The 12265-nt window shown below is 70.1% G+C and carries 15 protein-coding genes; 9 read left to right on the top strand and 6 right to left on the bottom strand.

Annotated features, from left to right (window positions below; translation table 11 throughout):
- The first annotated feature begins 361 nt into the window (after positions 1 to 361).
- On the top strand, positions 362 to 577 hold the full coding sequence (locus ACTMTU_RS08830; RefSeq protein WP_159692189.1) for a hypothetical protein: 216 nt from the start codon (positions 362 to 364) through the stop codon (positions 575 to 577).
- A 99-nt stretch (positions 578 to 676) separates the two neighbouring features.
- Here ACTMTU_RS08830 and ACTMTU_RS08825 read toward each other — a convergent pair whose 3' ends face one another.
- The gene (locus tag ACTMTU_RS08825) at positions 677 to 1189 is read right to left on the bottom strand and encodes a DinB family protein (protein WP_441262916.1); all 513 of its coding nucleotides are present in this window, start codon (positions 1187 to 1189) and stop codon (positions 677 to 679) included.
- 127 nt (positions 1190 to 1316) lie between these two features.
- Here ACTMTU_RS08825 and recO point away from each other — a divergent pair, with 127 nt between their 5' ends.
- From recO to ACTMTU_RS08805, 4 genes are all read left to right on the top strand, one after another.
- Positions 1317 to 2063 (top strand): DNA repair protein RecO, encoded by a 747-nt coding sequence (gene recO, locus ACTMTU_RS08820; protein WP_159692193.1) that lies wholly within the window; start codon positions 1317 to 1319, stop codon positions 2061 to 2063.
- Positions 2064 to 2077: 14 nt separating this feature from the next.
- Positions 2078 to 2923 (top strand): isoprenyl transferase, encoded by an 846-nt coding sequence (locus ACTMTU_RS08815; RefSeq protein WP_441262915.1) that lies wholly within the window; start codon positions 2078 to 2080, stop codon positions 2921 to 2923.
- A gap of 140 nt (positions 2924 to 3063) precedes the next feature.
- On the top strand, positions 3064 to 3603 hold the full coding sequence (locus tag ACTMTU_RS08810) for a YcxB family protein (protein WP_441262914.1): 540 nt from the start codon (positions 3064 to 3066) through the stop codon (positions 3601 to 3603).
- Positions 3600 to 3935, top strand: a complete 336-nt coding sequence (locus ACTMTU_RS08805; RefSeq protein WP_441262913.1) for a hypothetical protein — start codon at positions 3600 to 3602, stop codon at positions 3933 to 3935. The genes ACTMTU_RS08810 and ACTMTU_RS08805 overlap by 4 nt, the downstream gene beginning before the upstream one ends.
- 64 nt (positions 3936 to 3999) lie before the next feature.
- Here the strand turns inward: ACTMTU_RS08805 and ACTMTU_RS08800 are convergent, their stop codons facing one another.
- The 4 genes from ACTMTU_RS08800 to ACTMTU_RS08785 form a co-directional block, all read right to left on the bottom strand.
- A complete protein-coding gene (locus ACTMTU_RS08800) occupies positions 4000 to 4431 on the bottom strand; it encodes a Fur family transcriptional regulator (RefSeq protein WP_159692197.1) in 432 nt (143 codons plus the stop codon).
- Positions 4432 to 4513: 82 nt separating this feature from the next.
- Complete coding sequence (locus tag ACTMTU_RS08795) at positions 4514 to 5422, bottom strand: metal ABC transporter permease (protein ID WP_441262912.1); 909 nt, start codon at positions 5420 to 5422, stop codon at positions 4514 to 4516.
- The gene (locus ACTMTU_RS08790) at positions 5419 to 6183 is read right to left on the bottom strand and encodes a metal ABC transporter ATP-binding protein (protein WP_441262911.1); all 765 of its coding nucleotides are present in this window, start codon (positions 6181 to 6183) and stop codon (positions 5419 to 5421) included. Before ACTMTU_RS08790 ends, ACTMTU_RS08795 begins: the two co-directional genes overlap by 4 nt.
- Positions 6184 to 6212: 29 nt before the next feature.
- Entirely contained in the window at positions 6213 to 7226 is a 1014-nt protein-coding gene (locus tag ACTMTU_RS08785; protein WP_441262910.1) for a metal ABC transporter substrate-binding protein, read from the bottom strand.
- Positions 7227 to 7370: 144 nt separating this feature from the next.
- Here ACTMTU_RS08785 and ACTMTU_RS08780 point away from each other — a divergent pair, with 144 nt between their 5' ends.
- The 3 genes from ACTMTU_RS08780 to ACTMTU_RS08770 all read left to right on the top strand — a co-directional run bounded on the left by ACTMTU_RS08780 (position 7371) and on the right by ACTMTU_RS08770 (position 9471).
- Positions 7371 to 8753, top strand: coding sequence for a glycine--tRNA ligase (locus ACTMTU_RS08780; RefSeq protein WP_441262909.1), 1383 nt, complete (start codon positions 7371 to 7373; stop codon positions 8751 to 8753).
- A gap of 109 nt (positions 8754 to 8862) precedes the next feature.
- Entirely contained in the window at positions 8863 to 9075 is a 213-nt protein-coding gene (locus tag ACTMTU_RS08775; RefSeq protein WP_441262908.1) for a hypothetical protein, read from the top strand.
- 177 nt (positions 9076 to 9252) lie between these two features.
- Positions 9253 to 9471 (top strand): DUF6243 family protein, encoded by a 219-nt coding sequence (locus ACTMTU_RS08770; RefSeq protein ID WP_441262907.1) that lies wholly within the window; start codon positions 9253 to 9255, stop codon positions 9469 to 9471.
- 77 nt (positions 9472 to 9548) lie between these two features.
- Here ACTMTU_RS08770 and ACTMTU_RS08765 read toward each other — a convergent pair whose 3' ends face one another.
- The gene (locus ACTMTU_RS08765; RefSeq protein ID WP_441262906.1) at positions 9549 to 11021 is read right to left on the bottom strand and encodes an MFS transporter; all 1473 of its coding nucleotides are present in this window, start codon (positions 11019 to 11021) and stop codon (positions 9549 to 9551) included.
- A gap of 53 nt (positions 11022 to 11074) precedes the next feature.
- On the opposite strand from ACTMTU_RS08765, the gene dusB reads away from it, so the two are divergent.
- Positions 11075 to 12226, top strand: coding sequence for a tRNA dihydrouridine synthase DusB (gene dusB, locus ACTMTU_RS08760; RefSeq protein ID WP_441262905.1), 1152 nt, complete (start codon positions 11075 to 11077; stop codon positions 12224 to 12226).
- Positions 12227 to 12265: the final 39 nt, after the last annotated feature.

Below are 12265 nucleotides of genomic sequence, written 5' to 3'. Positions count from 1 at the left end.
GTCAACACCCGTGCCGAGCTGCCCAGTTGTAGCGGACACACTCTTGATCAGAGTACTCGCGGAGCGTCACCTTCGTAATGCGATTCGTGAAGCCCACCATGGAAGGGAAATCATGTCGGGCAGCGACTCGAGACGAAAAGGGCCGGCGTCACCATGTGGCGTGCGGGGCAGAGGCGGAGGATGCCGTGAACACATTGCGCGTGGCTCTGAAACGGTCCGGGACCACACTCCCCTCATCACGCACCTCATGGCGTACGGCGCCCGTCCCCGACGTCCGGGACGTTCCCCGGCCGCTCGCGGACCGCAGCGGCACGCTCCGACCGGTCGGCGCCGCGCTGCCCAGGGACGGGGGCCATACGCCATGACCGTGCCCATCGGTACGTACCTCGTCGACACCAGGACCGGCCGCGTGGGCCGGTTCATGGGCGAGGCGGGCCCGTGGCTGAGCCTCAGACCGGTCGGCGGCGGCCGCGAGTGGGAGTGTTCACCGGACCATGTGCGCCCCGCGACGGCCGCCGAACGGATCAGCGCGACGACGGCGTACGTGAACGCCCGCAGCCGCGGCGAGGTGACCTGAGAGGGCCGCCGCCCGGCGGGACCCGAGAGCGCCGCGGCGAGGTGACCCCAGAACGGGCGGCCGCCGGCTGTCACGGAGGCGGCGGCCGCCCGCTGAGGATCAGTAGTAGCCCTTCTCGCCGTCCAGCAGCTCGCGGATCGTGTCGAGATGACCGGCGTGGCGTGCCGTCTCCTCCACCATGTGGATCAGCATCCAGCGGAGCGACGCCGCGGCGGAGCGGAAGTCCGGATGCCGGCCCGTCTCGTCGAAGTCGTGGGCCGCGATGATCTCGTCGGAGATCGCGCACTGCTGGGTGTACTCGTCCAGCAGCTGCGCGAGGGGAACGCCCTCGACCCGCATGTCGGCGTCCTCGGGGTCCTCCGAGAACTGGGGACCATCGGCCGGGCGGCCGAGGAACAGGACCTCGAACCAGGTCTGCTCGGTCCACCGCAGATGGGAGACGATGCCTGCCACGGTCATGAGCGGAGAGGCCGGGAGGACCGTCCGGTGGGCGTCCTCCTCCGAGAGGCCCTCGCACTTGTAGTGGATGATCGCGCGCTGCATCTGGAACCAGCCGGTCAGCTGCGTCCGCTCGTCCGCGCTGAAAGGGGGCCGGGTACGGGAAGTCGCCATGGCCGTGGACGCTAGCGCGGCGGCGCGGCCCGCCGCACCGGCATTTCGGCCGCCACGGCGCGGGAAGCACGTCCCGGATCGGTGAACCAGTGACCGGGCCCCGCCGCCGGTACGGGAGAATGGGGGCATGAGCCTGTTCCGTGATGACGGTGTCGTCCTGCGCACCCAGAAGCTGGGTGAGGCCGACCGCATCATCACCCTGCTCACGCGCGGTCACGGCCGGGTACGCGCGGTCGCCCGCGGGGTGCGGCGTACCAAGTCCAAGTTCGGAGCGAGGCTCGAGCCGTTCTCCCACGTCGACGTGCAGTTCTTCGCCCGCGGCAGCGAGCTGGTGGGGCGCGGGCTGCCGCTGTGCACCCAGTCGGAGACCATCGCCCCCTACGGCGGGGGCATCGTCACCGACTACGCCCGGTACACCGCCGGCACCGCCATGCTGGAGACCGCCGAACGCTTCACCGACCACGAGGGCGAGCCGGCGGTCCAGCAGTATCTGCTGCTGGTCGGCGGACTGCGCAGCCTCTCCCGGGGCGAGCACGCGCCGCACCTGGTGCTCGACGCGTTCCTGCTGCGGTCACTCGCCGTCAATGGCTACGCGCCCAGCTTCGACGACTGCGCGCGCTGCGGGCTGCCGGGCCCCAACCGGTTCTTCTCCGTCGCGGCGGGCGGCGTCATATGCGGCGACTGCCGGGTGCCCGGCAGCGTCGTACCCTCTGCGGAGGCCATCGGGCTGCTCAGCGCGCTGCTGACCGGCGACTGGCCGGCCGCGGAGGCGTGCGAGGCGCGCCATGTCAGGGAGGGCAGCGGACTGGTGTCCGCCTATCTGCACTGGCACCTGGAGCGCGGCCTGCGCTCCCTGAGGTACGTAGAGAAATAGGAGATGTGAGCCGCATGGCACGACGCGGAATCCTGGGCCGGTCCCGCCGCGAGTACAAGGTCCCCGAGCCGCACCCGTCCGGCGCCCGCCCGCCCAAGATCCCGGCGGAGCTGGTGCCGAACCATGTGGCGTGCGTCATGGACGGCAACGGCCGCTGGGCCAAGGAGCGCGGCCTGCCCCGCACCGAGGGGCACAAGGTCGGCGAGGGCGTCGTGCTCGATGTGCTCAAGGGCTGCCTGGAGATGGGCGTCAAGAACCTCTCCCTGTACGCCTTCTCCACGGAGAACTGGAAGCGTTCGCCCGACGAGGTGCGCTTCCTGATGAACTTCAACCGGGACGTCATCCGCCGCCGCCGCGACGAGATGGACGAGCTCGGCATCCGCATCCGCTGGGTCGGCCGGATGCCGAAGATGTGGAAGTCCGTCGTCCAGGAGCTCCAGGTCGCCCAGGAGCAGACCGTCGGCAACGACGCGATGACGCTGTACTTCTGCGTCAACTACGGCGGCCGGGCCGAGGTGGCCGACGCGGCGCAGGCCATCGCGCGCGACGTCGCGGCGGGCAGGCTCGACCCGGGCAAGGTCAACGAGAAGACGTTCGCGAAGTACCTGTACTACCCGGACATGCCGGACGTCGATCTGTTCCTGCGCCCCAGCGGCGAGCAGCGCATCTCGAACTACCTGATCTGGCAGTCGAGTTACGCCGAGATGGTGTTCCAGGACGTGCTGTGGCCGGACTTCGACCGCCGTGATCTGTGGCGCGCCTGCCTCGAGTACGCGCAGCGCGACCGCCGCTTCGGTGGCGCGATCCCGAACGAGGAGCTCGAGGCGATGCGGGGACGCCCCGACAGCCCGGCTTCCTGATCCGAGGGGCTCCACGGCACGGTGCGGCCGGGGCCTTCGTACGCCGGCCGCTACGGGTTGGGCGTACGCACCCGGCCCCGCGCTGCCGTGTCCGGCCCGGCCGCTACGATCACAGCTCGTCGCCGGACCGGGGAGGGGCCATGGCCGAGGTGGAGCGACCGTACGCGGGACAGACGGTGGAACTGGTCTACGAGCCGGTCGTCCGTGACATGGTCTCCGCCCTGCGGGCCCGGACGCGAGCCACGCCCGCCGGCCGCCGCGTCCGGCGTCTGCTGCTCTTCGCCGGCGTGCTGTGCGTCGTCTGCTTCGGGTTCCTCGTGCTGGTGAACGCGATGACCTGGCGGCTTTGGCTCATGCTGGGCGCGGGCGTTCTCGCGTTCGCCTGCCTGTACCTGCTGCCGTGGATGCAGGGACGCCAGCTGCACCGGATGGCGGCCCGGCAGGGCGAGTTCCGGGCCGTCGTCGACGACAGCGGCATCCGGCTGACCACCCGCGACGCCGACGCCACCACCAACTGGGCGGTGTACTCGCGTTACGCGGAGACCGACGACGTGTTCGTCCTCCTCACCGGCGACAAGCACGGCGTCGGAGTCATGGTGCTGCCCAAGCGGGGCGCGACCGAACCGGCCGGCACGGAGCGGCTGAGGGCGCTGCTCGACAGGCACCTGGAGAAGGCATGACCGTGCGCGGCTGCGCCAGCGCCTCGCTCTTCGCGTTCGCCGCGCTCCTGGCCTGGTTCAGCTTCGGCGTCACGGTCGAGATGGAGACCTTCGCGGGGCTGCGTCCCAACGACGCGGGCGTCGCCCTCTTCTTCGCCGTGCTCGCGGCCGGAGCGGCCCTGGGGGGCCTCGGCCTCGCGGGACGCCGCTCCGTGCTCGCTCTCGCGGCCACCGTGTGCCTGGCCGCGGCGCTCCTGTGGCGGCTCCACACGATCACGCCGGCCCTCCACTGCTGGGACCACAACACCGTCGGCCGCAACGACGACGGGTCCTACGACTGCTTCGACCTCTGACCCGACGCACGACGGTGGCCCGCACCCCCGGACGAACCGGGCGTGCGGGCCACCGTGACAGGGTTCAGACGGCCTTCGCCGCGCATTCCGCGCAGGTGCCGAAGATCTCCACCGTGTGCGCCACGTTCACAAAGCCGTGCTGGGCGGCGATCGCCTCCGCCCACTGCTCCACCGCCGGACCCTCGACCTCCACGGCCTTGCCGCACATACGGCACACCAGGTGGTGATGGTGGTCGTCGGTCGAGCAGCGCCGGTAGACCGACTCGCCCTCACTGGTACGCAGCACATCGACCTCGCCGGCGTCGGCGAGCGACTGCAGCGTGCGGTAGACCGTCGTCAGGCCCACCGAGTCGCCGCGGTGCTTGAGCATGTCGTGCAGCTCCTGCGCGCTGCGGAACTCGTCGACCTCGTCGAGCGCCGCCGCCACCGCGGCCCGCTGCCGGGTCGACCGGCCTCGCACCGGGGCGGTGTTCCCGCCGGTTGGCGCCGTGGTCACAGGTGCCTCCTCGCTTCGCCCGCACACATGTCGGGCCATTCTGCCAGGCCCGCGGTCAAGCTGGTGCGGGCCCGTTCCGTGCTCAGACCTTGACGTCGTCGCCCGGACGCCGGCCGGCCGGCATCGGGGCCGTGCAGGCCTCCTCGTTCGCTCCGCCGTTCTCCAGTGCCTTCGCCCGCCGCCGCGCCAGGGGCGCGGCCAGGGCGGTCAGCACCACGAACACGGCGATGGCGAGCATCACAATCGTCGCGCCGGGGGGCACCTCGTGGAAGTAGGAGGTGGTGGTTCCGGCCAGGGCGACCACCACACCGATGGCGACCGCCAGCGCGTACGTCGTCCTGAAGGACCGCGAGATCTGCTGGGCGGCCGCCACCGGCACCACCATCAGCGCGCTGACCAGCAGCAGGCCGACCACGCGCATGGCGACGCTGACGGTGACCGCCGCGGTCACGGCGATCAGCAGGTTCAGTGCCCGCACCGGAAGACCGGTGACCCGGGCGAACTCCTCGTCCTGGCTGACCGCGAACAACTGCCGGCGCAGTCCCAGTGACACCAGCACCACGAAGGCCGCGAGCAGCAGGATCGCCATGACGTCCGAGTCGGAGACCGTGGAGAGCGAGCCGAAGAGATACGAGGTCAGATTGGCCGTGGAACCGCTGTCGGACAGCTCGATCAGCAGGACACCGCCCGCCATGCCGCCGTAGAAGAGCATCGCCAGCGCGATGTCGCCCCGGGTGCGGCCGTAGATGCGGATGAGCTCCATCAGGACGGCACCGAGGACGGAGACCAGCGTCGCCATCCAGATGGGGTTGGCCGACATCAGGAAGCCCAGGCCGACGCCGGTCATCGCGACATGGCCGATTCCGTCACCCATCAGGGCCTGTCGGCGCTGCACCAGATAGATGCCGACGGCCGGGGCGGTGATGCCCACCAGCAGCGCCGCGAGCAGTGCCCGCTGCATGAACGGGGATTGCAGCATTTCCAGGATCATGTCAGCAGTCCAGTGCGGAGCGGCTCGTCGGCCGCGTGCGGATGTACGTGGTCGTGGCCGGGCAGGGCGTGCTGCCCGACGGCCTCCGGCGGCGGCCCGTCGTGGACGACGCAGCCGTCGCGCAGCACCACGGCGCGGTCGATCAGCGGCTCCAGCGGACCGAGCTCGTGCAGCACCAGCAGCACCGTCGTACCGGCGGCGACCTGCTCGCGGAGCGTGGCCGCCAGCACTTCCTGGCTGGCCAGGTCCACGCCCGCCATCGGCTCGTCCATGATCAGCAGCTCGGGCTCGGCCGAGAGCGCCCGCGCGATCAGCACCCGCTGGTGCTGGCCGCCGGACAGCGCGCTCACGGAGTCCTTGGCCCGGTCGGCCAGTCCGACGAGCTCGATGGCGTGCTGCACGGCCGCCTTGTCGGCGCGCGAGGGCAGGCCGAAGCGGGCGCGCGACAGCCGGCCGGAGGCGACGACCTCGCGAACGGTGGCGGGCACCCCGCTCGCGGCGGTGGTGCGCTGGGGCACGTAGCCCACCCGAGACCACTGCCGGAAGCGGCGCAGCTCGGTGCCGAACAGGTCTATCCGGCCGTCGGTGAGCGGCACCTGACCGATCACGGAACGCACGGCGGTCGACTTCCCGGAGCCGTTGGCGCCGAGCAGGGCGACGACCTCACCGGAGCGCACCGTGAGATCGATGCCGCGCAGCACGGGCCTGGAGCCGAGCGTCGCCCGGGCTCCGTGGACGGAAATGACCGGCTCGCTGCTCATGGGGGGCCGCCTCTCCTGGTGGGATCGCGTCACTTCGCGCCGAGGGCCTTCTGCAGCGCGGCGAGGTTGGAGCGCATGACCTCGATGTAGTCATCGCCCTTGGACCTGTCGGTGATTCCCTCGAGCGGATCGAGGACGTCCGTCCTGAGTCCGGTGTCGGAGGCGAGGGTCTTGGCCGTCCTGTCGCTGGCGAGCGTCTCGAAGAAGACGGTGGTGACCTTGTCCTTCTTCGCGATGCCCTGGAGCTCCTTGATCCGGGCGGGGCTGGGCTCGGACTCCGGGTCGACGCCCGCGATGCCCTCCTGCTCCAGGCCGTAGCGCTCGGCGAGGTACCCGAAGGCGGAGTGGGTGGTGATGAACGTCTTGGTGGACGAGTTCTTCAGACCCTGCTCGAAGTCGGTGTGCAGGGCGGTGAGCTTCGCGACCAGCGCGTCCGTGTTCTTCCGGTAGTCCGCTGCGTGGTCGGGGTCGGCCTTCTCCATCTGGGCGCCGACACCCTTGGCGACCTCGGCGTACTTCACCGGGTCGAGCCAGATGTGCGGATCGCCGCCGGCCTCGTCCTGGTGCTCCTCGTGGCCGCCCTCTGCCGCGTGCTCCTCGTGCTCCGCCTCGGTCTCGCCCTCGTGGCCTTCCTCGTGACCGTGGTCATGGCCGCCGGCGGTGTCGAAGTGCTCGAGCTGCGTGAGCGTCGCGGCGTCCACCTTGTACTTCACGCCGGACTGCTCGATGGCCTTGTCGACGGCGGGCTGGACGCCCTTGAGGTAGAGGATCAGACCCGAGTCGTTCAGCTCGGCGGTCTGGCGGGGCTTGAGCTCGAGGTCGTGCGGCTCGACACCCGGCTTGGTGAGCGGGGTGACGGAGACGTTGGCGCCACCGATCTGCTCGGCGAGATACTGCATGGGATAGAACGACGCGGACACCTTCAGCCGCCCGTCGCCGTCGACGCCCGCCGCGTCGGACGTGGAGCAGGCGGACAGGGCCAGGAGGCCGAGCGTTACTGCTCCGGCGGTGGCGGCGGTGGGTATGAGGCGTCGTACGTTCATGACACTCATTTTCAACAAAATCGGAAACGATTGTCAATAAACCCTGGGGTTGCCTCCGTCACCGCACCGATTTGATCCGGGGGGTGCGGCCGCCGGTAACCTGAGTCATTCTCCGTTCGTCGTCGTCGTAATGAAGAGAGCACCGTGGCCGCCGACAAGATCGATACGATCGTCAACCTGAGCAAGCGCCGTGGCTTTGTCTACCCCTGCAGCGAGATCTACGGCGGTCAGAAGGCCGCCTGGGACTACGGACCGCTGGGTGTCGAGCTCAAGGAGAACATCAAGCGCCAGTGGTGGCGCTACATGGTCACCTCGCGCGAGGACGTCGTCGGCATCGACTCGTCGGTGATCCTGGCCACCGAGGTCTGGGAGGCCTCCGGTCACGTCGCCACCTTCACCGACCCGCTCACCGAGTGCACCTCCTGCCACAAGCGTTACCGCGCGGACCACCTGGAGGAGGCGTACGAGGAGAAGCACGGCCGCCTCCCCGAGAACGGCCTCGCCGACCTCAACTGTCCCAACTGCGGCAACAAGGGCACCTTCACCGAGCCGAAGCAGTTCTCCGGCCTGCTCTCCACGCACCTCGGCCCGACCCAGGACAGCGGCTCCATCGCGTACCTGCGTCCCGAGACCGCCCAGGGCATCTTCACCAACTTCGGCCAGGTGCTGCAGACCTCGCGCAAGAAGCCGCCGTTCGGCATCGCACAGATGGGCAAGTCCTTCCGGAACGAGATCACTCCGGGCAACTTCATCTTCCGCACCCGCGAGTTCGAGCAGATGGAGATGGAGTTCTTCGTCAAGCCGGGCGAGGACGAGACGTGGCACGAGTACTGGATGGAGCAGCGCTGGAACTGGTACCGCGACCTGGGCCTGCGTGAGGAGAACATGCGCTGGTTCGAGCACCCGCAGGAGAAGCTCTCCCACTACTCCAAGCGCACCGCCGACATCGAGTACCGCTTCCAGTTCGGCGGCAGCGAGTGGGGCGAGCTCGAGGGTGTCGCCAACCGCACCGACTACGACCTGAAGGCGCACTCCAAGGCGTCCGGCAACGACCTGCTCTACTTCGACCAGGACGCGCAGGAGCGCTGGACCCCGTATGTCATCGAGCCCGCCGCGGGTGTCGGCCGCGCCATGCTCGCCTTCCTCCTCGACGCCTACAACGAGGACGAGGCCCCCAACGCCAAGGGCGTCATGGAGAAGCGCACCGTGATGCGCCTCGACCACCGCCTCGCGCCGGTCAAGGTCGCCGTGCTGCCGCTGTCCCGCAACGCGCAGCTCTCCCCGAAGGCCAAGGGCCTCGCGGCGGACCTGCGGCAGAACTGGAACATCGAGTTCGACGACGCCGGCGCCATCGGCCGCCGCTACCGCCGTCAGGACGAGATCGGCACCCCGTTCTGCGTCACCGTCGACTTCGACACCCTCGACGACAACGCCGTGACCGTGCGCGAGCGCGACACGATGAAGCAGGAGCGTGTCTCCCTCGACCAGATCCAGGGCTACCTGGGCAGCCGACTGCTGGGCTGCTGACCGCCCGACGCGTTCGAAGCCCCCGGTTCCGGGTAACGGAACCGGGGGCTTCGTGCACACTGGGCCCCACGCGTACCCGGAAGCGGGCCAGGCACAGGAGGCGCACCACATGCCGTCCATGACCACCAGCAAGGTCCGGAGATGGGACCAGCACGGACGCGTACACGTCGTACGGGTCGAAAAGGCGGGCATCCAGCGGCAGTTGATCTGTGGCACCTGCGACTGGCGCAAGAACGCGCAGTTCCTGCCGTGGCTCAAGGCCGAGGAACATCTCGCGGAGGCCCATCAGGCGACCGTCGACCCGTCCGCGACCGGCGGCTGAGACGGGCGGCGCTTTTTCGTGTGATGTGCCCGAAAACCGGATGACCTCGCCCCGCGCGGCAGGGTACCGTCATCGGCATGTCTTCGTTCTTCCAGATCTACGAGTGAGAGGGCGGCGGTCGTACCGCCTCCGTCCGACGTTTCCCGAGTCACTTCTCACCATGAATGGGAGAACCCCATGGCCAAGAGCCGCAACAACCTTCTCGGCGTAGGCGGACAGCGCAAGAAGCTGTCCCGCGCCGACCAGCAGGCGGGCGGCCCCGCCCGCAACGCCGACCGCAAGGCCGCCGAGGACCACAAGCAGGAGCTGGTGCGCAAGATGCGTGAGCGCGCCCAGGCCGCACAGGCGGACGGCGAGCCGCAGACGGACGCGGCCCCGCAGGAGGAGCAGGCCTGACCGACGGAGGGGCCCGGACCGCACCACGCGGTCCGGGCCCTTTCTCATGTCCGCCCGCGGCCCACGGCAGGAGCGGTTCACCCCGTGTGCCGGCTCCGGCCGTCCACGAGGGCGGGGATCCGGTCGATCTCCGGTTCGCCGAGCCGTTCCGCCGTCCGCCGGGCCGACTCCCGCGCCCGCCGGCCGCTGGTGAGCGCGCCGACGACGAGCACGCACAGACCGCAGCCGGCGATGATCCACCAGACGGGCCGGCTCGCGGCGACGAAGCCCTCGGTGTGCGAGGAGGCGGAGACCCCGGCGGCGAGCACCGCGCCGATGACGGCGACACCGAGTGTCTGGCCGACCTGCCGGCTCGTCGAGGCGATCGCAGCCGCCACTCCGGCCTGCGCGCGGGGCATCCCGGAGACGGCCGTGTTGGTGATCGGGGCGTTGACGAGGCCGAAGCCGAGGCCGAAGAGGAGGTAGCCGGTGACCAGCAGCGCGGTGGAGGTCTCCGTCTCGAACGCGGCGAACAGCACACCGCTGGCCGTCATCGCGGTGCCGGCGGCGAGCAGCGGCGGACGGGGGCCGTACGCGGCCACCAGGCGCCCCGACAGCGGCGCGCAGACGAGAGTGAGTCCTGCCATGGGCAGCATGTAGAGGCCGGCGTGCAGGGCGGAGAAACCGAGGACGTCCTGGAGGTACAGCGTGTTGACGAACAGGAAGCCGCCGAAGGCGGCGAACGTGCACACCGCGATGACGGTGGCCCCGCTGAACGGCAGGCTGTGGAAGAAGCGAAGATCGATGAGGGGTTCGGCGCGACGCGGTTCGTAGCGCAGCAGCGCGGCCAGGGCGAGTGCGGCGACGACGGCGAAGCTGAGGATCAGCGGCGAGGTCCAGCCCGCCACCGGAGCTTCGATGATCGCGTACGTCAGCGAGCCGAGGAGCACGACGACCAGCAGCTGGCCCACGGGGTCGAAGCGGCGGGCCCTCGGGGCGCGGGACTCGGGCACGTACCGCCAGGTGAGCAGCAGGGCGGCGAGGCCGACGGGCAGGTTGACCCAGAAGATGGACCGCCAGCCGACACCGTCCACGAGCAGGCCGCCGAGCAGGGGGCCCGCGGCCATGGAGATCCCGACGACGCCGCCCCAGACGCCGATGGCGCGGGCGCGCTCGCGGGGCTCGGTGAAGGTGTTGGTGATGATCGACATGGCGACCGGGTTGAGCATGCAGCCGCCCACCGCCTGCACCATGCGGAACCCGACGAGGGCCTCGAGGCTCTGGGCGAGGGAGCACATCAGCGAGCCCAGGGTGAAGAGCACCAGCCCGATCATGAAGACCTTGCGCCGGCCGACCCGGTCGGCGAGCGAGCCGGCGAGCATCAGCAGCGAGGCAAGCACGAGGGTGTAGGCGTCGATCACCCACTGCATCCCGGCGACCGAGGCGTCCATCTCAAGGCGCAGGGAGGGCAGGGCGACGTTCAGGATCGTGCTGTCGAGGCTGACGATCAGCAGACTCATGCAGCAGATCGACAGGACCAGAATCCGGTGCCGGTGGCTGAGCTCGGGCATGCCATGAATCGTATGGCTGACCGACCGTCCCGGCAGTGCGGGACAATGGGCGAATGACCACGCTCGCCCCCGCTTCCTCGAACATGCTCCGGATCGGCCCGCACGCCGTGCAGCCGCCGGTCGTCCTCGCTCCCATGGCCGGCATCACGAACGCGCCCTTCCGGACGTTGTGCCGGGAGTTCAGCGGAGGGAAGGGCCTGTTCGTCAGCGAGATGATCACGACGCGGGCCCTCGTCGAGCGCAACGAGAAGACGATGCAGCTCATCCACTTCGACGCGACCGAGACACCGCGCTCGATCCAGCTGTACGGGGTGGATCCCGTCACCGTCGGCAAGGCCGTTCGGATGATCGTGGACGAGGACCTGGCCGACCACATCGACCTGAACTTCGGCTGCCCCGTCCCCAAGGTCACCCGCAAGGGCGGCGGCTCCGCCCTCCCGTTCAAGCGGCCCCTGCTGCGCGCGATCCTGCACGAGGCGGTCTCCAACGCGGGCGGCCTGCCGGTCACCATGAAGATGCGCAAGGGCATCGACGACGACCACATCACCTACCTCGACGCGGGCCGGATCGCGGTCGAGGAGGGCGTCACGGCCATCGCCCTGCACGGGCGCACGGCGGCACAGCACTACGGCGGCACGGCGGACTGGGACGCGATCGCCCGCCTCAAGGAACACGTCCCCGAGATCCCGGTGCTCGGCAACGGCGACATCTGGTCCGCGGACGACGCCCTGCGGATGGTGCGCGAGACCGGCTGCGACGGCGTGGTCGTGGGCCGCGGGTGCCTGGGCCGGCCGTGGCTGTTCGCGGACCTGGTGGCGGCCTTCGAGGGCCGCGACGACTACGCGCGGCCCACGCTGCGCCAGGTCGCCGACGTGATGCTGCGGCACGCGACGCTGCTGGGGGAGTGGATCGGGGACGAGTCGCGCGGGGTGGTCGACTTCCGTAAGCACGTGGCCTGGTACCTGAAGGGTTTCGCCGTCGGCTCCGAGATGCGCAAGAAGCTCGCGATCACCTCGTCGCTGGACGAGCTGGGCGCTCAGTTGAGCGAGCTGGATCTGGACCAGCCGTGGCCGGCGGGCGCGGACGGCCCCCGCGGGCGCACGTCGGGCAACAACCGGGTGGTTCTGCCGGACGGCTGGCTGAAGGATCCGTACGACTGCGCGGGCGTCGGCGCGGACGCCGAGCTGGACACTTCCGGTGGCTGACCGGCGGCGGAGGTGGTCCGGATGATGGAATTCCGGCGC

The sequence above is a fragment of the Streptomyces sp. OZ13 genome, from assembly GCF_052068155.1.
GTDB lineage: Bacteria > Actinomycetota > Actinomycetes > Streptomycetales > Streptomycetaceae > Streptomyces.
This window is presented reverse-complemented; position numbering and strand designations above follow the sequence as displayed.